Genomic DNA, 19469 nt, shown 5'->3' with positions numbered 1-19469 from the left:
CGCGAGGAGCACCAGCGGAAAGGTGGCCCTGCCCCCGTCGCAACCACCCAGCCAGACCCAGTTCTACGGCTACGGGCACCTCGATGCCATCGTCAACAACCAGCGCGTCCTCGGGCACTCGGGCAGCGGCCCCGGCGCAGCGCCCCGGCTGGACATCTATCCTGGCCTGGGCTGGGTTTCCGTTGTCCTCAGCAACTACGACACCACCATCAACCCCATGGTCGAACTCAGCCGCCGCCTGATCACGGCTGGCGGATCAGGTGTCTAGTGCTGTCAACGCTGCGGTCGTGGCGCGGGTGTGTGCGCGTTGGTCGAGGAGGTCGGTGTTGTCGGCGAACTGGTCGATGGCTCCGGTGAGTGGCAGCGCGCGGAGGCCGGGATCGGTGATCGTGGCGATGAGTGCCTGACTGAAGCGTTCGGCGTGCAGGACTTGGAATGGCCTGTCGTGGTACGGCCGGGTGCTGGGGTCGACCGGTTCGGTCAGTCCGAGTTGGTTGTGCAGCCGGGCAACGGTCGAGTAGGCCGTTGCGAGGTGGGTTTCCCTGTCGTGCCATGTTGTTGCGGCGAGTGCCGCCGTGAAAGCCGGGGTGATCGTGTCCGCGCAGGCGAGTCGGGCAAAGGCGCTGCCGAGCCATTTGCTGTAAGGCGGGTAGCGGCGGTGCATGAGCAGGCACAGACGCATGAGGTCACGGACGAGGCGCGCGGCGACGATGGCCGAGCCGAGTTCGTCGCCGACCTCACCGCAGCGTCCGACGAATGCTTCTTCCTGGGACACACGTTGCCATTGGCAGGCCAGGACATACCGCCATACCTGGTCGGGGTACCAGGCGAGCCGGGATCGGGCCGCGGCGAGTTCGCCCAGTCCATCGTGGAATACCGCACCCGCCGTGACTTCGGCCAGCGTCTGGACCGGGGTGGCCAGCCAGTCGAGGGTGGTGATCCCTGAACGCGGATCGAAACCCACGTTGCCGGTGAACCAGACATCAAGGCTCGTGACGTCGACGCGGTGGAAGACCGGCCCGGTCGTGAATTCCATGCTGCGGACGTGCTCATTGCCGGTTGCGACGAAGTTCGTCGGGTAGCCGAGGAAGCTCTTCGGCAGCTCGTCACTGAGCACGGCGACAAGGTTGTGGGCGTGCTGGCGGGCGTCGTGCGGGTGCAGGAACAGTTGCAGGCGCGGGCCCCATTCGTGATCAGCGGAGCGAGCGGTGTCGAAGCCGAGGACTTCCGAGCCGGTGCCGATCCGGGCGGCGGTGTGCGGCATGTCCCCGAGATGCGCCTGCACAACGGGCAGTACCGCCTCGTAGTAGAAGCGGCGCGACAACTCCATTCCCGGGATGAAGGTCTGGTCCATGGCGGTCATACTGTCGCGGGTGGCACGAAGTCGCGACTGGTTATCGCCTGAGGTCACACCTTGGTCAGGCGCAACCGGGTTGCGCCTGACCAGGATCCGGCTAGTGGATGTCGTCCCGATCAAGGGTGAACGAAACCTCGTACAGACCTGGATGGGCCTGCCCGAACGCCTTGTTGCCCTCCAGCATCCCCTGGGCCTTCAGGTGCTGGATCACCCGCCGTGCGGCATCGTGATCCTCGCTCTGCGCGTAGTTGACCACGCGGGTGCCGTCCAGGCTGCGGTGGATACTGGCCGACATCCAGCCAGGTACCTCGCTGGCGACCCGGGCCGCGCGGGCCAGGTAGTCGATCAAAGGCTGCTGGCGGTCCGGTTCGACGGTGAAGACGTTGATCTGAGTCACCGCTGAGCCGGTACGAATGACAGGCATCGCTTCTCCTCTGCATGACGAGACGAGAAGCCGAGACTCAACAGACAGGCAGCGTCAAGCCTCGGCTGCTCGCCGAGAACTTGTCGCGGGTCCGCCGCCGGGGCGACGAACGGAGCCTCGTGCTGAGGGGGCCGGACTTACCTGTGCCGGCCCAGATCCTTTTCGACCGGCGCAGACTATCGCCTCCGGCCCCGGCTCGTCCACCCGGGCGACCAGAGATCGCTAGGCGCGCCACACTTTCAGGTTGTTGAAGGCGACATCGGTCAAGCCGACGTCGGTCCCATTGGAGAAGTTCTGCGCACAGAGCGAGATACCTCCCTCGGGATACGTCGAATTGTCGACAGTGTCCAGATGCTCGCCATTGACGAAGAGGTGGATGATCGAACCCTGTGCCAGCACCGCGAGGACGTTGACCTGGTCCGTGCCTCTTTTGATCGCGGGATGAGGAGAGCTGCTGCCGCTGATCCGGATGCTGTTCTTGCCAGTACGGTCCGTGGCGAAGAAGTGGTAGTTCCCTGTGCTCGTCACGTGGAAGAAGTACCCGATGCTGTTGTTCCAGCGAAAGGCCAGTCCGCCTTCGTCTCCGGCCGCGATTCTCACGTCGACCTGCACAGCGAAGTCGTCGCGCCTGATATCGCTTCGACAGCAGACATGGTACTGCCCTAGTAATTGCCGCGGCCGCGCGTGATAGGCACCGTCGGCGAACGTGCAGTCGCCGTACGTGCCAGATCCCTCGCCCCAGCGATTGTCAGAGTGGTTGTCTCGCAGGCTGTCGTCGACAAGAGGGCGAGCACTGGTCACCAGGGCGTAGCTCTCCGACAGGGTTTGTTGCTTCATCCTGTCAGCCACGAGAACGGCTGCGACGGCGACGAGCATGATGACCACTGCGATGATCGCTCGTGCGTGGCGGCGTGCCCGTCGGAGAATGCTCGGCCGGTGCGTCACCTGTCTGGCAATCGGGATGTCCGGTTTTCGGTCACCCAGCGGCTGTGCCGCCTGGGGGACGCGGCTGAGCAGTAGCCGTCCCTCCACATGGCTCGCGAAGTAGGTCGGTGTCTGCGGCGCAGTTTGTTTCACCACGTCATAGACGTAGTCGTAGAGATCGTAGGCCGACACCCAGCCATCGCCGTCCCGGTCGGCCTGCCCGGTCTCCAGACCGGTGACGATCACTTCGGTGCACACCGACGGCCGGGGCAGGAGTCCGCGCGGTGTTGTTCCCTCGAAGGCGTACTCAAAAGCATCAGTGGCGGTGAGTCCGAAATACCCCCGGCCGATGCTGCCTACAAGTGGGCTGACCGCCGACGATTTCACGGCGAGGCCGTGGGCGAAACTGCCGCTGAAACAGCAGTCCAGAATGAGTACACGCCCGCCTGCGGTCGAAGCGGACATCTGCTCGTCGAGGAAGGTCGAGGCCAATGCGGTGGCCGCCAAGCGGTCCAGCCGCGTGTCGATGGCCGCGAAGTACAGCCGTCCTCTCCTGTCCCGGATTCCGTGACAGGACAGGTACACCACCACCAGGTCCTCGCGAGACCGGTCGCAGAGCACATCCTCGACGGCGACCCGCAGCCGATGCTCTGGCTGGTCAACGCAGATCGTGACCTCGTCGAAGGCGCCGAGAGCCGGGTCGCGCAGCACCGCGGCGAGGCGTTTGACGTCCTGAGCCGGCGAGCGCAGCCGCCCCAGCAGTGGATCTTCGTAGCTGCCGGTCGCGATCAGCAGGGCATGTCTGCCCATCGTCAGTCCGCATCGGTCGTGGTGTGCCGGTCCGCCTGTCGTGTGCACCATGCCTCGATCGCCGCACGTTGATCGGCCGCTGAGGCGCCATGCACTTCGATCCGGTCGTCATCGTGCTCGATGACGATCTTCCGGTCCCGTTGCCGGTGCAGGAACGCGATCACCACCTTGGTGAACGCCGCTGCCGCAGCGGGTGACGCTATGCCGTAGACGAGGAGTGTCTCGAACAGGGCCGACGGCGGCGACTTGCCCAGCGGCGGTGGCACCGCAGATGAGGCTCGTGTCCTGATCCCTGCCTGAGTGAGGTCTTCCGTCAGCGCCATCACCAGGTCGGCCGTGGCCTGCCTGCTGTCCTCCGGCCCGCTCGCGATACGGACCAGGACCGGTACAGCATCTGTGGTTGTCATCCGGCCGGCCTGACTCCGTTGATGTCGCCGGGATACGACACCGGCGGGAACGGGTTGTACTTGCTGAACGTCTGGAAGACGGCGAATTCGTTGTCGGCGTTGAACACCGTCGGGTAATGCGCTTGGCTCGTCGACTTCTCCGATGAACCGTATGGGCCGGGACTGTGGAACGACAGCGGGAACGACTGGCTCGGGACATATCCATAGCCTGGGAGGTACCAGGACATTCTGGCGCGCGGGTTGCGGAACACGACGTGGTCGAAGACCGGGGCTGGGCGACCGGCCTCCACGATCACCTCGACCGAAACGCCGTTCGTCGGTATCGCAACCGGCCCGAGCTTTGTGGAAACGACCCTCGGTATCTGCCTGCGATCCTCCGCGGGTTTCTGCCATCGAGGCCTGCCGGTGCCGCTGTCCACATTGTCCAGTCTCACCATGGACTGCCCGTTCTCGTACACGACGTCGGCAATGATCTTGTCACCGGGCCGCACCGGGAACTGGTCCTTGGGCCAGTCCAGCGGGTGCTCTTCCGGAGGTTTCATGGTTCCGAAAACACCGCTGATGTATTCACGCCACGCGTTGTATACCGCCTCCGCCGTCCCGTCGTTGAGGTTGACGCGGCAGTAGATGCCGATCCCCGTCTGCGCGAAGGGATTGTTGCCGTACCACCCGCCAAGACCGACCCACATGCCCCCCGGTACTGCGATTCGGTGACATCGGACCGGGGTGTGCACCGCACCTTGGGCACGAGCCATTCGGCATGCACAGAGTAGTACCCGATGTACGGGCTCGCGCCGCGCCACTCTTTGACATATCCCGCCCAGATGCCAGGGCCGCGTGTCCCCGGCGCCATGGGCTCGACCGCCATTGCGGCAGGAGCCGGCACCACCAGAGCGGTCACGAACGCGAGCAGAACTGCTCCAGTAAGATGGGCCCTTTTTGCGAACAACACCGCGGCACCGACAAAGACAGGAATAACCGCCAACGCGACGACTGTGAGAATTCCGAACACGATCCGGCGCCTCCTTCGGCGAACAGAGCGCGTCCAAACCAGCATCTCGCACTCTGTGCGTCATCAGTGCATACCAGGAGCGTCCGGACCAGATACTGCATTTCTGCGACATCCGGCCCGATCGCATGCCGAAACGTGTTGGTACGCACGGATTCGCCGATCATCGAAGTGTCCATTTCGGAATGTCACGAAGGACATCACCGGCGGCGTCGTGGTCTGCGACCGGCTCACACCATCAGGTCGGCTTCGACGCGCTTGAGGTGGTGCCGGGCCAGCGCGAGGTTCGCCCGCTCCCGTTCCAGGATCACGTAGAGAAACAGCGTCGAGGCGCCCTTGGCGGACTGCAGCAGCCGGATCAGGTGGTACTGACGGTGCAGGGTGATCAGGATGTCCTCGATGCCGTCGTTGAGCCCGAGGGCGGACATCACGCGCAGTTTCGACCGCACCACCTCGGTGTTGCCGGCCGCGGCGACATCCAGGTCCAGCCAGTCGCCGCCCAGGGTGCCGAGCGACATCCCGCTTTCGATGTCGACCAGGGCGGCACCCACCGCACCGGGAATGGACAGGGCCTCTTTCAGTGCCGTCTCGATGTTCATCCCGGGCTGTCTCCTTGTGGTCGTTACGGCACTCGCTCAACAACGGAGTACATCATCTACGCAGTTAAAGAACTTCGCAAGTGATAGACCGCACAAAGGCATGCCCTGCCACAGGCCGGAGCCCTTGGTACGAGAAAGCGCAGGACGATCAGCGGCTCAACCGGCCGGTGAGTCACCTTCCGACGTCGTCGCGGACACCGCCGCCGATGTACTGAGGTCGGCCAGCAGTTCCATCTGCCCGGACAACACCCCGGTCAGGATCCGGCGGGCGACCGCCAGCAACTCCGCGAACAACGGGCTGGCCAGCGAGTAGTAGACGTTCGAGCCCTCTTTGCGAGTGGTCACCAGCCCCGCCCGGCGCAGCACCGCCAACTGCTGCGACAGGTTGGCCGACTCGATGCCGACCTCGGGCAGCATCTCCGCGACCGCGTGCTCCCGCTCACTCAACAACTCCAGGACCCGAATCCGCGCGGGATGCCCCAGCGTCTTGAAGAACTCCGCCTTCAGCTGATAAAGGGGCCTGCTCACTGGCACCCCTCCCCACCCACGCCATACGTTTCCGCCGTGCTCATGCGAGGATCCTCCCTGGCCCGCGCCTGAGCGACGACACCATCCCTGACCGTAAAGTTCAACAATTGCTGACCTTAGCAAGTCTGTAAGGGATTGGCGCGTTGAGGCAGGCCACGAACAACCCGCGCTACGACATCGACGACCTCATGATCCCTGACCGGCAGCCGTGGCGGACCACTGAGGTCGCCCGCTCCCAGGACGGCGCCGGTTACGGCCCGCAGCGAGCCACAGCACGAAGACGGCAGCCACCGCCACCAACGGTGCCATTGCCACCGCCACCACTATGTCGCGACCGTCCGAATCGGACATCACCATCAGCGGCGTCGGGGCGTACAGGGCAGCGAAATCGACCACTCCGGTGTTCTCCAGGAGGGTCATGTGTTTCATCACGATGGTGTTGGCCGTGGTCGCGAACTTGCGGATCTCCGGGTCCGTGGTGGTCACCCGTGCGTTGGCGACCACAGGAAAGATCAGTCCATGCGCGGCGCGCAACCGCATCGCGAACACGGAGTCGAACTGCGCCCCGGATGCCTGGGCCATCTCGGTGAGCCAGCTCTTCTGCATGTCATTGGGCGCCGAGGGCAGTTGCAGGCCGTACAGGCCCGCCAAGCGCTCGACCTCGACGTTCAACAGGGTGTGGTCGTTCATCATGGTGCGGCCGGCCTCTTGGACCTTGACGCTCGCCGACCGCTCACCGGCCATCTGACCGGCAGGCATCTCCCACAGATTGGCCAGCCGGACCTTGACCAGCAGATCCGCGTCCCGAGCCGACAACCGCGAGTTCGACTGAGCCGCCCTCGCCCCTGCCGGGAACGACACCAGGAACAGCGTGAGCACGAACGGTACGAGGAGTCGTTTCACGGTGTCCTTCCTGTCTCCGAGCATCCACGCGGAGATCGACTACCCGAGCGACGTTGCTGGAAAAGGGCGTACTGAAGCCATCCTCGGCACGCCGCGGCCGCATCGAGGGCACGTCGTCGGCCCTCCTATGTGAGATACGCCGTCCAGTCGTCCATGGTTCAAAGAAGTCAGCACATTAACACTTGCAAGTTTCCATACATCACAGATGTCGAAGTCATTCCCAGCGTCAGACCGGCGCGCGGGGCGCGGTGTCAGTGAGCGGCTTGCTGGGAATGTTCGGGCAGGAGCCTGACCAGTAGCAGAGCCAGGACGCAGACGGCGGCGCAGATGGCGAACACCAGGCCGGCGGCGGCCACGGACGACTGGGACTGTCCGATGTGGGCGAAGAACATGGTGCCGAGTGCGGCGACGCCGATGGCGTTGGCGAACTGCTGGGCCGCGTTGAGCATGCCGGCGCCGGTACCGACTTCTTCGGCGGTGGCGTCGCCGAGGATGAAGTCGAACAGGGGGATGAACAACAGGCCGGAGCCGATTCCGGTCACGAGTAGCGCCGGTGTCAGTGTCCATATGGTGATGGCGTCGCCCCAGTGCGCGGTTGACCACCAGAGTGCGAGCAGGCCGACGACGGTGATGGCCAGGCCGAGGTGCAGGTTGGCGCGTCCGAGTTTCTCGGCGAGCACTGCACCTGAGGCCAGGGTGGCGATTGCGGTGCCCAGTGCCCAGGGGATCAGCGCGAAGCCGGTGTGCAGCGGAGTCCAGCCCAGGCCTGATTGCAGCAGCAGGTTGATGACCAGGACGAACCCGCTGAGCGAGGCGTAGAACCCGCCGACGATCAGCAATCCGACCACGAAGCTGCGTTTGCCGAACAGTGACGGGGTGATGACTGGGTTGCTGCTGCGGCGTTCGGACACGACGAACAGGCCGAAGGCCACCAGCGCGGCGGCGATCATCGCGTAGGTCCACGCGGGCCAGCCCAGGTCGCGTCCCTGGATGAGCGGCACGATCAGCAGCGCCGAGCCTGCGGTGAGCAGGGCTACGCCGCGCAGGTCCAGGCGGGCGTTGCGGTCCTCGCCGCTGTGCCGCGGCAGGACCCACCAGCCGAGTGCGGCGGCGAGGATGCCGAACGGGATGTTGATCAGGAAGATCGAGCGCCACTGGCTGCCGAAGAGGTCCAGGTGCAACAGCCAGCCGGCAAGGATCGGCCCGGCCACCGTGGCCAGCCCCATGATCGGACCGAACGGCATCAGGGCCTTGCGCAGGTGCTCGGGCGGGAAGACGATCTTCACCAGGGCCATCCCCTGCGGGATCATCACCGACCCGAAGAGGCCTTGCAACAGGCGGGCGGCGATCAGGAAACCGGGGCTGGGCGCGAGGCCGCAGGCCAGTGACGCGAGCGTGAAACCGGCCAGACCGAGCAGGAACAGCCGGCGGCGGCCGAGCAGGTCACCGAGCCTGCCGGAAGCGATCAGGCCCAGCGCGAAAGCCGCGGTGTAGGCCGACAGCACCCATTGCAGAGTCATCGGGCCGCCGCCGAGGTCAGCGCGGATCGAGGGACCGGCGAGGTTGGCGACGCTGGTGTCGATGAGGTCCATGAGCTCGGCGATCACCACGACCACCAGGACCAGCCAGGCCTTGCGGAGCGGAATCAACGAACTTAGTTCAGTAGTCACGAACTAAGTTCTAGAAGACGAACTAAGTTCGTGTCAAGCTATAGTGACCGACATGCCCACCGACCCCAAGCAGCGCCGCGCGGCCCGTCACGCCCAGCCCGACTCACCCCCGGCTGCGCCGCGCAAGACGCCCATCACGGTCGAACGGATCACCGACGCCGCACTGCAGGTCATCGAGACCGAGGGCTACGACGCACTGACCATCCGCCGGGTCACAGCCGTACTCGGCACCGGGCCGTCCTCCCTCTACGCGCACATCGTCAACAAGCACGACATCGACGACCTGATCATCGGCCGGCTCTGCGCCGGGATCGAACTGCCCGAACCCGACCCGGCCACCTGGCGGTCGCAGATCATCGACGTGTACAGCCAGATCCGCGACCAGTACCTGAAATACCCCGGTGTCTCCCGCGCCGCACTGGCCATGGTCCCCACCCACCTCGAAACCCTGCGCGTCAGCGAAGGAATCCTGGCAATCCTGCTCGCCGCGGGCATCCCATCGCAGACTGCCGCCTGGGCTCGCGACGCACTCACCCTCTACGTCGGCGCCTACGCCCTGGAACGCTCAGTCGTCCAGCAGAGACAACAAACCCAGGACCACAGCTGGGTCCTCAGCCGCGAGGAACTCATCACCCGGTTCAGCGCCCTGCCCGCCGACCAGTTCCCCCACACCCGGCGCCACGCGGCCGAACTGACCGCCGGTACCGGACACGACCGATTCGACTTCACGCTGACCCTGATCATGAACAACCTCACCCCCTGACATGTGACGCCGGTCACGCGATGTCACGTTGATCCTCTGCCCCGCCGTCTCGTGGTTGTCATCGGATGCGAGAAGGGACAACGGCGATGAGCAGGATCGTGATTCTCGGTGCGGGATATGCGGGTTTGATGACGGCGGTGATCACGGCGGCGCGCACCAAGCGTCGTGAGGACGTGCGGATCACTCTCGTCAACGCGACCGAGCGGTTCACCGAGCGGCTTCGGTTGCACCAGACCGCTTCCGGGCAGCAGGTTGCCGATCTGCGCGTCCCGGAACTGTTGGCGGGCACCGGGGTGGAGGTCGTGTGTGGCTGGGTCACCGGCATCGATGCCGCCGCACGCACTGTCCGTATCGACGACGAGCGGGTGCTGGAATACGACACGCTGGTCTACGCGCTGGGCGGGGTGGCTGACACGACTTCGGTCCCCGGCGTCGATGACCACGCCTACACCCTCAACAGCAGTGATGACGCCGAACTGCTGGCGCGACGACTGACCGGAATGGGCACCGGCACGGTGGCCGTCTGCGGCAGCGGGCTGACCGGCGTGGAGGCGGCGGCCGAGATCGCCGAACAGCACCCGGAGCTGGAGGTCTTGCTGCTCGGCAGGCAGGAACCCGGTGCCGCGATGGGACCGAAGGCCAAGGCATACATGCACGCCTCGCTGGAGCGGCTCGGAGTTCAGGTGCGCAGTGGCGTCGAGATCGGCAAGGTGCTGCCGGACACTGTCGAACTTGTCGGCGGGGAAAGCGTTGCGGCCGACGTTGTGCTGTGGACCAGCGGGGTACGTGTATCGCCACTCGCGGCCGCCGCCGGTCTGGACGTCGACGAGCACGGCCGCATCATCACCGATGCCACGTTGCGATCGGTGTCGCACCCGGAGGTCTACGCCGTCGGCGACGCGGCCTTGATCCGCCAGGCCTACGGCTTCATGCATGGCACCTGTCAGAGCGGCATGCCCACCGGTGTGCACGCTGCGGTGTCGATCGCGCGGGAACTGCAAGGCAAACAACCCAAGCCGTTCCGGTTCGGCTACTACCACGTCCCGGTCAGCCTGGGCCGGCACGACGCAGTGGTGCAGTTCACCAAGCCGGATACCAGCCCCAGGGCGTTGTCGCTCACCGGTCGCCGGGCGGTCTGGTACAAGGAGACGGTGACCTCCTCTCCGTGGCCTACGTACCGCAGGCTGAAGAAGTCGCCCGGCTTCGGTTCGATCTGGCCGCGCGGCGGCCGGTTCACCCGATGACCGCGGCTTTCGGCGAGCACCGCAATCTGCTGTTCTCGGTGGCCTACCGCATCCTCGGCACGGCAGCCGATGCCGAGGACGCGGTGCAGGACGCCTGGATGAAGTGGTCCGCGGCCGATCGGTCCGAAGTGGCCGATCCCAAGGCGTACCTGGTGCGGATCGTGTCGAACGTGGCGCTGGACCGGCTGCGTTCGGCCCAGGCCAGACGGGAGACCTACGTCGGCCCGTGGCTGCCCGAGCCGATCCTCACCAACGCCGCCGAGGACCCGGCCACTGTGGACTTGGCAGACTCGGTGTCGATGGCGATGCTCGTGGTGCTGGAAACACTGAGCCCGCTCGAGCGAGCGGTGTTCGTCCTGAAGGAGGCGTTCGGCTTCAGCCACGGTGAAATCGCCGAAGCCGTCGAGCGCTCCGAGAGTTCGGTACGTCAGGCCGCGCACCGGGCGCGTGAACACGTACAGGCACGGCGGCCACGGTTCCACGCCGACCGCGCCCGGCAGCGTGAGGTCACCGAGCGGTTCTTCGCGGCCGCCACCGGCGGTGACATCAACACCCTGATGCAGTTGCTCTCCCCGGACGTGACCCTGTGGACCGACGGCGGCGGCAAGGTGCGCCAGGCCATGCGCCCGGTCATCGGCGCGGACAAGGTGGCCACCTGGTTCGCGGCCATCAGCACCCGGCCCTACCAAGGGGTCGAGATCGCCGACATGACCGCCGAACTGGCCGAGCTCAACGGCAGCGTGGGCATCGTGTTCGCCGGCGCCGGGCGCGTGATCGCCACGCTCGCCCTCGATCTCGACCACACCGGCCACATAACCGCCATCCACAACGTCGCCAACCCTGACAAGCTCGGCGCCGTCACCATCAGGGTCGTCCGCCAGGTCTGAGATCACCGCGGTTGCAGGGACAGGCCGGTGTAGAGGCGTAGTTTGGTTGTGCCGAAGGCAGGGACGCGGACTTCGCGGGTGACTGTGAACTCGCGGCGGAGGGCGGGTTGGAGATTCTGGCGGCGGTCGGAGTACTGGGTCGGGCTTTCGCCGGTGGTCAGGCGCAGGGCCATGTCCCAGATCGGGGTGGCGCCCGGGGTCACGACGGCGAGTATGCCGGTTGGCTTCAGGACGCGACGAAGTTCCTGGCAGGCGTCGTCGATTCTGGGCACGTACTCCAGGGTGCTGACTGTGACCACGCAGTCGAAGAAGTCGCTCTCGTAGGGCAGGGATTCGACGGTTGCCTGGGTCAGTTCGGCGTCGATTCCGTTGCGGGCCAGGCTTTCGGCTACCTCCCGGTGTTTGGGGTGCGGGTCGATTCCGTACAGGTTGTCGCAGCGTTTGGCCAGCTCGGGCATGAACACTCCGCTGCCGTAGCCGATCTCCAGCATGCTGCCGAAGTGGTTGTCCGCCAGGAGTTTCAGGATGATCCGGAACCGTAGCCTCTGCACGAGGCCGAGCAGCGGGCGGTAGTTCCAGTCCGGGTGGTCCACTTCGCTGGTGGGCATGAGCGCTGATCTGGGCAACAGCTCAAGCGGGCGGGATACGAGGTCGATCATCGGTCGACGCCTTCCTGGGGTGGGATACAGAGATGAGCAGTTCCTGCAGCCGGTGGTCGGAGATGCCGTGCGGGTCGCCGAGCCGGTACTCGTGCACCCGCACAGCTGAGGTGAGCGTCCAGTCGAGCTGCCACAGCCGTGACCAGGACCATGGAAAGACGTGCCGCGCGACCTGATTGGCGCAGGAAAGGCGGCTGAACAGCCTGCGCATGTCCCGCATGGCGCCCGTGCTGTTGAAGTCTCCGCTCACCAGCACAGCGTTCGGGTTGGCGGCCACGTCGGCTTCCAGGCCACGGAAATGCTTGAGCCGCTTCATGTTTCGCTCTCGCAGGCGGGTGTAGAAGCTTGGTCTCAGCACGTTGTCGCCGGGGGCGTACTGCACTGGTATGTGCACGTTGTAGACCGACAACACGGCCTTACCGACTTGCAGGTCGGCACGCAGGATCTTCGTCAAGTCGTATACCTGGCGCCACGGCGATTGCGCGCACAGTGCCTTCGCCGGGCCGACCGGGGGTGTGCCGAGCACGGGAAAGCGCGACAGGATGACAAGTTCGCCACCCGCCACCACGTTGTGCCTGGGAAACTCGGCGCGCAGCCGGGGCAGGTCGGGCGCCTCCTGCGGATCGGCATGCGAGCCGAGGATACGTTCCTGCAAAACATAGATATCGGCACGCTGGGCCCGCAGGAAGTCGTAGAGACCTTCCGGTGTGCCGGATCGATACCAGTATTCAGTGTTCCACGACAGCACACGGATCGCGTCGGCCGGCGATTGATCGGCGGGCCTCAGCGCGCCCAGATTGAGTCCACTGTGGCCAACGCCAAGTACAAGCGCGGCCAATGCTCCGGCAACGCCCCACGGTTGGGCCGGCGCGACAACAGCAGCCGCGGCCAGCAATGGCAACGGTACGACCAGGTAGCTCACCGGCGGGATCAGGTCAGCCAGCAGCCAGAGCCAGAACCGGCCGGAGAGCACCCAATGCAGGACGACGAACAACAGCCATGCGACGATGCCCCAATGCCAGGCACTCATTGTCCAGCCTGGACCGGTTCCGGCGGAACCACCGCGTAGAGCCTGCGAAACCGCCGTGATACGAGCCACTGCGCGATACCCGTGACCACTCCCCCGGCAATGACAAGGTTCACCAAGAAGTGCAGGCCGACAAAATACGCCGCAAAGCGCGCCCCTCGCCGGGACAGCACGAACCGGAACATTCGCGCGTCACAGGCCAACGAGGTAGCCAGCAGCGCGCCGGGGACGGCCAACCACGCCGGCCCGAGCAGCGCCAGCGGCAGGGTCACGACCGCGAGCAACGCGGCCAGGCTGCTGTAGGCACGCGACGGAGTCTCATAGCCGTTCGCGAACTTCCGCTTTCGCGCGTACACCGGAATACGGGACCGAACTCGATGGAAAAGCTTACGCGCCAACACTCTGAACTTGTCGTCGTGGTCGAACCGGCCGGCGACAGCCGATGTGCTCCGCATGCGGTACCGCTGGACGAGCCGGTGACCGTAGTCGACCTCCTCGGTCCATCTCAGCCGCGGGTTGAACGGCCCGATCTCGGCGAAGACCTCCGCCCGGATCGCGAACATCGCGGAGAACACGAAGGAGACGTCGCCCTCTGAGGCGATCGACCAGTAATGGCGTTGCAGACCGCGATATTCCTCGACCCAGCTGTCGCGGATCAACGGCTCCGCGTCCTCGATGCCGCACACCGCACCCAGCGCCGGGTCGGCTTCGAGCAGGGCGACCGCGTTCGCCACCGCGTCCGGCTCAAGGGCACCGTCCGAGTCCACAAAGAACAGGATCTCGCCGCTGGCCCACTCCGCTCCCCTGTTGCGGGCGACAGACGGGCCTTTGTTGCCCGGGTTACTGATCACGGTCACGCCTGCCGCTTCGGCGATCCGCACTGAGTCGTCAGTGCTGCCGTCGTCCACCACGACGACTTCGAGCGGCGAGTACGTCTGTGCGCGGATGGCGTCCAGGCAGAGCGGCAGCGACCTCGCATAGTTGTAGTTGGGCACGATAACGCTGACGAGCACGGTTACCTCCGGTTCAGGGTCGAGGCAGCGACACGACGACGTCCTGCAGGTGACGGCTGGACAGACCGTCCGGCGGAACCAGGTCGTAGCCATGCACTCCGACAGTGGGCGACGTGAAAGTCCAGTCCATCCGCCACAGGCTCAGACCGACGAAGGTCAGCGACGCCGGATACAGCGACCGGTCAGCGCGGCCGGCGTCCTTGAAGACGTCGAGCCGGTTCCGGTCGCCCGTGTTGGGCAGGACGTTGAGGTTGCCGGAGACCAGCAGCGGATGGGGATTGGTGGCGACCTCGGCGAGCAACTGGTCCACCTGCTGGGCCCGGCCCTCGTCCAGCCCGCGGATGTTACGGAAGAACGCCGGGGTCAACGGCATGACGTGCAGGAAGAACCGGTCGTAGAAGAACACGTTGTACACCGAGAAGATCCGCCCGTGAACGTCCAGATCCGTCCGCAGCACCCCGTATTTCCACGAGCTGAGATACCAGATGTTGTCCGTTCCCGGTGGCGGGACCGGGTTGGTCTCCATCGGTTTCTGCGCCACGATCGGGAAGCGCGAGATCGTGAGCAGGCCGCCGACGGTCGCGAACTGGTAACCAGGGAACTCACGCCTGAGCCGCTCACTGTCGGCGGCCAGCTGGAAGGACTCCGGCCCGGAGTGTGGATAGTTCTGCAGCAGGTAGACATCCGCGTGCCGGTCGGTCAGGAACCGGTAGAAGCGGTCAGGATCCTTGCCCGCAGTGGTCCACTCCAGCGTGTCCCACGTGACCACGTGCACCGAACCGGGTGGTGCGGGCCCGTCCGTGCTGCCGCCGACGAGGGCCGACATGTTCAGTCCCGCCTGTCCCACACCAAGAACAAGCGCGATCACGCTTAACACCGCTACAGACAGGGCGACCGGCCGTCGCAGCGAGACCCGCCGAATTACCACCACTGCGAGCGCGGCGAGCAGGGCCACCGGCATGAGCAGGAAAAGGATCGGCGGCATGAGGTCGGGCAGTACCCACACCCAGGTCCGACCGCTCAACAGTAAGTGCAGCACTACAAGGAGCACGACCGCGATCGACAGACTGAGCAGCACGCGGTCCAGCCGGGGCAACGACGTGCGGGCCAGTCCGAGCATCGCGACTGTGGTCAGCAGCGCCATCGGTCCGGCAAAGAACAGCAGCGGCGGCAAGGGATTGGGTATCCCGGCCAGCCAGAAGTCGCCAGTGATCAGCTGGTTGACCGTCGTGGCCACGAGCCAGACCACCAGCAGGCCGAGCAGCGCTCGACCCGTCCAACGCCGTACACCCACCGCTCGCGTGGTCGTCACGACGCAGCCTCCTTTGCAGGCACTCGGGAGGTCAGGCCGAACACGCCGAGAACCACTGCCGTCGACGCGAGATCGCCCACGGTGAGCAGCACCCGGCTCAACGCCACCAGCGTGACGAGCTCCGAATCAGTCACCAGGGCGGCCAGGGTGAGCCCGAGAACGAGTTCACGGACCCCGAGCCCGGACGGCATCACCACCGTGACCACCCCGGCGAGAACCGACAGCGCGAAACCGCCGATCCCCACCGTGATCGCCTCACCCACCGGCGCGCCCAGCGCGATCGCTAGGACACTGACGTGCAAACCGGTGATCACCCAGCCGACCGCGTTCAGCCCAGTCGCCGCGAACAGGATCCGCCGATCCGGCAACACAAGATCACCAGGCTGGTCACGGCGCCTCAGTATCCGTGCCGCGAACCCCAGGAACGCATTGAGCAAACCCGGAGCGGCCAACGGGATGAGCGCCGCGACGAGGATCGGCAGCAGCACCCACCAGATCGGATCGGCGGCGACGAGCCGAGGCAGGGCGATCAGGCTGACGGCCATGCCGGACACCACACCCAGCGCCTGACTGGCCAGGTAAGCCGCGGTCATCCGGGCCGGTGATGCGCCCAGCGGCCGTGCCATGACCGCGTGGGCCACCGTCGGCCACACCCCGCCAGGCAGGTAGCGGGTCAGACCTGCGAGGAAGAAGATCCGTACTCCGGTGACGAAGGGCAGCCGAACACCCACCCCTGCCGACAGCATCCGCCAGCCGAAGAAGCTGGGCACACCACCGACCACACCGAGCAGCGTGGCGAGAATGGCGGTGGTCCAGCCCACCGTGCGAAGGCTCTCACCGAGCCCGTCGCGCACCCGCCACAGCTGGTAGCCGAGAAACCCGCACACCAGCAGGTACGCGGTCACCCGCAGCACTTTGCGTGGCCACCGGCGGTTCGGCCGTTCGTCCACCGTGGTCATGCCGGCGCCTCCAGGTAGAGGCGCCGGAACGAGCGGGATGTCAGCCACTGGAGGATGCCGATTCCGGCTCCCGCCGCGATGGTCAGGTTGACCAGGAAATGCGTGGCGGTGAAGAAGACCCCGAACGGCACACTCCGGCTGCGGAACACGAACCGGTACATCCGCCGGTCGATGAACAGGTAGTAGGCCAACGACAAGAGGGACAGCCCTGCGACGGCAGGCAAGCCAGTCACCAACGGCAGGGGCAAGGCGGTGAGAGTCAGTGCGGCGAACAGGCTCGCACGCGACTCCTGCGAGCCGATCACCCCCGCCGCGTACCGGCGTTGCAGGAAGAACGGGACCTGCATTCGGGTACGCGTGAACACCTTGCGCAGTGCCACTCGCAGCGTCGGATCGTCGTCGTGACGCCCGCGGATCGTGGAGGTCAGCCGAATCTCGTAGCGTTCGGTCAGCCGCTGCGCGATGCTGGCCGCCTCGGTCTGCAGGAGGTGCTCGCTGAACGGGCCGACCTCGTTCCATACCCGGCGGGGCATGGCGAACAAAGCGGGCACCAGGAACTCGGCGGATCCTTCAGCGGCAAGCCAGTAGTAGTGGTGGAAGAGGTTACGGTACTCCTTGACCAGGCTGTCGCGGATCAACGGAACGGGCTCGTAGTTGCCGCACACCGCACCGATTCCCGGGTCGGACTCCAGCGTCGCCACAGCCGCGGCGATCGCGCCTGGGTCCAGCGCGACGTCGGAGTCGAGGAAGAACAGGATCTCCCCTCGCGCGCGCTGTGCGCCGAGGTTGCGTGCCGCCGCCACTCCGCTGTTGGAAGGCGTGTGGATGACCGGCACGCCAAGGCGTTGCGCCACCTGGACCGAGTCGTCGGTACTGCCGTCGTCCACCAGGACTATCTCAAGTGGACTGTATGTCTGTGCCTGGACTGCCCGCAGGCAGTGTTCGAGCACATGCGCGTAGTTGTAGTTCGGGATGATCACGGAGACCAGCGGTGCGCCGCTCATGGTTCACCAGCCCTTCAGTTCGCGAGAACGCTTACGATCCGTCGGCCCGAACGACGGGTCGACCGCCGCGCGTACCCAGCCCACCGCGGCTCCGGTCACCAGCGCGACGTGCGTCAGGAAGTGCACGCCGGTGAAGAAGACAAGGAAGCCAAATCCCTTCTCCCGCAGGACAAGCCGCGACAACGCCGGATCGGTGGCCGCGAACAGGGTGAGGAACAGCACCGGCAGCGCACGCAGTGACGGCCGGGTGACAGCCGGCGGAAGCGTCAGGACGGCAAGTGCCGCACAGACCACGCCGGGCATCCGGTTTATCTTCAGACTCCCCCGTCGCAACCGGTTCCGGACCGCGAACCGGAGCAGTTGGGCGCGCTGGTACTGCTCGGTGAGCAACGGCAACAGCCGGTCCGCGTCATCGTGCCAGCCCACCACGCAGTCGGTGAGCCGGATGCGATACCGCGGCAGGAGACGCTCGCTGTAGTCGTCGTCCTCCGCGCTGCGCAGGTTCTCGTCGAACGGCCCGACGTCGTCGAACACCCGCCTGGGCATGGCGGCGAGCGCGAAGATCGCGGACTTGGTCAGGCCGACAGACCGGGTGAGTGCGTGGTGCAGTTGCAGCGTCCGGTAGATCTCGACAGAACCGTCGTCGATCAGCGGTTCCTTGGCGTAGACACCGTAGACGCAGCCGCAGGCGGGGTCCTGGCCGAGCAGCCGCACCGCGTTGCCGACAGCGTCGGGAGCGAGTGCGACATCCGAGTCGAGGAAGAACAAGATCTCGCCACGGCTGGCGGCCACACCGGCGTTGCGTGCCGAGGAGACCCCGCCGTTGTCCGGCTGCTCGACCAACGTGCACGGAAACTCCCCGGCGATCGCCCGCGAGCTGTCCGTGCTCCCGTCATCGACGACGAGCACCTCAAGCGGGCGGTAGCTCTGGGCGAACGCCGACTCAAGGCACGCCCGCAGGGTCTTCTCCGCGTTGTAACACGGAACGATGACCGACACGGTCATGGTGGAACCGTTCATCTCACGGGTTCTCCAATTTCACAGCACGGGATGACGGGCGAGCACCAGCGCCACCGCGAGCGCGCCGGCCCACAGCAGGCACAGGACGACGATGACGCGATCACGCAGCAGCGTCCGTACCGGATCACCGCCACCACCGTCCACGAGCAGCACCTGCAGGTAGCGGAACAGAACGAAGAGCGCGAACGGGGCGGACACCAGCACCGCCATGTGCCGGTAGGGACCAAAAGGCGCATCAGTGGCGAGGTAGGCCAGCCCGGCGACCATGGCCAGCACGCTGGTCAGCGGTAGCAACTGGTTGGTCAGCTCTACCGAGTAACCCCGCAACGTCGGCCGGTGCTCCGGCCCGGCCGTCAGCAATTCATACCGCCGCTTGCCGAACAACAGCAACAAGGCCAGCGAGAACACCGTGACCAGCAGCCAGTCGGAGACCGTGGCGCCGATCGCCACGTACCCCTGCACGATCCGCAGGACGAAGCCGAGCGCGATCACGCCGACGTCGAGCAGCGGTATCTGTTTGAAGACATAGCGGTACGCGATGTTGAGCGCCAGGTACACGAGCACCGGCCAGTACGGTCCGCCAGGCGCGAAACCGATCAGCAGGCCGAGCAGGACCAGCAGACCGGCGTGGCACAGCCAACCGGACCGGACCGACACCCGGCCGGCGGCGATCGGCCGCAGGCGCTTGGCCGGGTGGTGCCGGTCCCGGTCGCGGTCGGTGATGTCGTTGGCCACATAGACACAAGCGGCGGCAACAGTGAACACGGCGGCCGCCCAGCCCACCTCGGCGAGCTCCCGGAGCGTCCAGCCGGACGCGTCCACGAACGCGATCGGCACCAGCAGCAGGCTCTTCATCGAGTGCAGCGGCCGGAGCAGGGTGAGCAGGTCGGCCAACCGGCCCCGGCGGTGCCTTACAGCGGATTCAGTGAAGTCACTGAGAAGCATGACGA

The 19469-nt window shown here is 65.9% G+C and carries 21 protein-coding genes; 4 read left to right on the top strand and 17 right to left on the bottom strand.

Annotated features, from left to right (window positions below; genetic code table 11):
* Positions 1 to 22: 22 nt before the first annotated feature.
* Positions 23 to 268, top strand: a complete 246-nt coding sequence (locus JOF56_RS58500; RefSeq protein ID WP_245378525.1) for a serine hydrolase domain-containing protein — start codon at positions 23 to 25, stop codon at positions 266 to 268.
* Here the strand turns inward: JOF56_RS58500 and JOF56_RS36745 are convergent.
* From JOF56_RS36745 to JOF56_RS36705, 9 genes are all read right to left on the bottom strand, one after another.
* Positions 257 to 1354, bottom strand: a complete 1098-nt coding sequence (locus tag JOF56_RS36745; RefSeq protein WP_245378524.1) for a DUF4037 domain-containing protein — start codon at positions 1352 to 1354, stop codon at positions 257 to 259. The two genes, JOF56_RS58500 and JOF56_RS36745, sit on opposite strands and share 12 nt — an antisense overlap.
* A 100-nt stretch (positions 1355 to 1454) precedes the next feature.
* Positions 1455 to 1781: an antibiotic biosynthesis monooxygenase family protein gene (locus tag JOF56_RS36740; RefSeq protein WP_209644031.1), complete on the bottom strand. Its 327-nt coding sequence runs from the start codon at positions 1779 to 1781 to the stop codon at positions 1455 to 1457.
* Between the two features lie 222 nt (positions 1782 to 2003).
* Positions 2004 to 3515 carry a caspase family protein gene (locus tag JOF56_RS36735; protein ID WP_209644030.1) on the bottom strand — a complete coding sequence of 504 codons (1512 nt, stop codon included), beginning with the start codon at positions 3513 to 3515 and terminating at the stop codon, positions 2004 to 2006.
* A gap of 2 nt (positions 3516 to 3517) precedes the next feature.
* Positions 3518 to 3922, bottom strand: a complete 405-nt coding sequence (locus JOF56_RS36730; protein ID WP_209644029.1) for an effector-associated constant component EACC1 — start codon at positions 3920 to 3922, stop codon at positions 3518 to 3520.
* Positions 3919 to 4611, bottom strand: a complete 693-nt coding sequence (locus JOF56_RS36725; protein WP_209644028.1) for a G1 family glutamic endopeptidase — start codon at positions 4609 to 4611, stop codon at positions 3919 to 3921. Before JOF56_RS36725 ends, JOF56_RS36730 begins: the two co-directional genes overlap by 4 nt.
* Positions 4612 to 5161: 550 nt before the next feature.
* Entirely contained in the window at positions 5162 to 5530 is a 369-nt protein-coding gene (locus JOF56_RS36720; RefSeq protein WP_209644027.1) for a hypothetical protein, read from the bottom strand.
* A gap of 156 nt (positions 5531 to 5686) precedes the next feature.
* Positions 5687 to 6058: an ArsR/SmtB family transcription factor gene (locus JOF56_RS36715; RefSeq protein ID WP_209644026.1), complete on the bottom strand. Its 372-nt coding sequence runs from the start codon at positions 6056 to 6058 to the stop codon at positions 5687 to 5689.
* Positions 6059 to 6244: 186 nt separating this feature from the next.
* Positions 6245 to 6961 (bottom strand): DUF4142 domain-containing protein, encoded by a 717-nt coding sequence (locus JOF56_RS36710; RefSeq protein ID WP_209644025.1) that lies wholly within the window; start codon positions 6959 to 6961, stop codon positions 6245 to 6247.
* Positions 6962 to 7212: 251 nt separating this feature from the next.
* The gene (locus tag JOF56_RS36705) at positions 7213 to 8631 is read right to left on the bottom strand and encodes an MFS transporter (protein ID WP_307855419.1); all 1419 of its coding nucleotides are present in this window, start codon (positions 8629 to 8631) and stop codon (positions 7213 to 7215) included.
* Positions 8632 to 8683: 52 nt separating this feature from the next.
* Between JOF56_RS36705 and JOF56_RS36700 the strand changes: the two genes are divergently transcribed.
* The 3 genes from JOF56_RS36700 (at position 8684) to JOF56_RS36690 (ending at position 11525) form a co-directional block, all read left to right on the top strand.
* Positions 8684 to 9394 carry a TetR/AcrR family transcriptional regulator gene (locus tag JOF56_RS36700; RefSeq protein WP_209644024.1) on the top strand — a complete coding sequence of 237 codons (711 nt, stop codon included), beginning with the start codon at positions 8684 to 8686 and terminating at the stop codon, positions 9392 to 9394.
* 86 nt (positions 9395 to 9480) lie between these two features.
* Positions 9481 to 10638 carry an NAD(P)/FAD-dependent oxidoreductase gene (locus tag JOF56_RS36695; RefSeq protein WP_209644023.1) on the top strand — a complete coding sequence of 386 codons (1158 nt, stop codon included), beginning with the start codon at positions 9481 to 9483 and terminating at the stop codon, positions 10636 to 10638.
* The gene (locus JOF56_RS36690) at positions 10635 to 11525 is read left to right on the top strand and encodes an RNA polymerase sigma-70 factor (protein ID WP_209648690.1); all 891 of its coding nucleotides are present in this window, start codon (positions 10635 to 10637) and stop codon (positions 11523 to 11525) included. The genes JOF56_RS36695 and JOF56_RS36690 overlap by 4 nt, the downstream gene beginning before the upstream one ends.
* Positions 11526 to 11527: 2 nt before the next feature.
* Here the strand turns inward: JOF56_RS36690 and JOF56_RS36685 are convergent, their stop codons facing one another.
* The 8 genes from JOF56_RS36685 to JOF56_RS36650 are packed head-to-tail and all read right to left on the bottom strand — an operon-like array spanning position 11528 to position 19464.
* The gene (locus JOF56_RS36685; protein WP_209644022.1) at positions 11528 to 12184 is read right to left on the bottom strand and encodes a class I SAM-dependent methyltransferase; all 657 of its coding nucleotides are present in this window, start codon (positions 12182 to 12184) and stop codon (positions 11528 to 11530) included.
* A complete protein-coding gene (locus JOF56_RS36680) occupies positions 12156 to 13214 on the bottom strand; it encodes an endonuclease/exonuclease/phosphatase family protein (protein WP_209644021.1) in 1059 nt (352 codons plus the stop codon). The genes JOF56_RS36685 and JOF56_RS36680 overlap by 29 nt, the downstream gene beginning before the upstream one ends.
* Positions 13211 to 14224, bottom strand: coding sequence for a glycosyltransferase family 2 protein (locus JOF56_RS36675; protein ID WP_209644020.1), 1014 nt, complete (start codon positions 14222 to 14224; stop codon positions 13211 to 13213). Before JOF56_RS36675 ends, JOF56_RS36680 begins: the two co-directional genes overlap by 4 nt.
* A 13-nt stretch (positions 14225 to 14237) precedes the next feature.
* Entirely contained in the window at positions 14238 to 15536 is a 1299-nt protein-coding gene (locus JOF56_RS36670; RefSeq protein WP_209644019.1) for an endonuclease/exonuclease/phosphatase family protein, read from the bottom strand.
* Positions 15533 to 16495 (bottom strand): lysylphosphatidylglycerol synthase domain-containing protein, encoded by a 963-nt coding sequence (locus JOF56_RS36665; protein WP_209644018.1) that lies wholly within the window; start codon positions 16493 to 16495, stop codon positions 15533 to 15535. Before JOF56_RS36665 ends, JOF56_RS36670 begins: the two co-directional genes overlap by 4 nt.
* Complete coding sequence (locus tag JOF56_RS36660; RefSeq protein ID WP_209644017.1) at positions 16492 to 17499, bottom strand: glycosyltransferase family 2 protein; 1008 nt, start codon at positions 17497 to 17499, stop codon at positions 16492 to 16494. The genes JOF56_RS36665 and JOF56_RS36660 overlap by 4 nt, the downstream gene beginning before the upstream one ends.
* A gap of 3 nt (positions 17500 to 17502) precedes the next feature.
* A complete protein-coding gene (locus JOF56_RS36655) occupies positions 17503 to 18504 on the bottom strand; it encodes a glycosyltransferase family 2 protein (RefSeq protein ID WP_209644016.1) in 1002 nt (333 codons plus the stop codon).
* Between the two features lie 33 nt (positions 18505 to 18537).
* On the bottom strand, positions 18538 to 19464 hold the full coding sequence (locus JOF56_RS36650) for a UbiA prenyltransferase family protein (RefSeq protein WP_209644015.1): 927 nt from the start codon (positions 19462 to 19464) through the stop codon (positions 18538 to 18540).
* Positions 19465 to 19469 lie beyond the last annotated feature (5 nt).

It is taken from the genome of Kibdelosporangium banguiense (genome assembly GCF_017876405.1).
GTDB classification, from domain to species: domain Bacteria; phylum Actinomycetota; class Actinomycetes; order Mycobacteriales; family Pseudonocardiaceae; genus Kibdelosporangium; species Kibdelosporangium banguiense.
The sequence above is the reverse complement of the archived record's forward strand: the minus strand, read 5'-3'. Positions and strand labels throughout refer to the sequence as shown.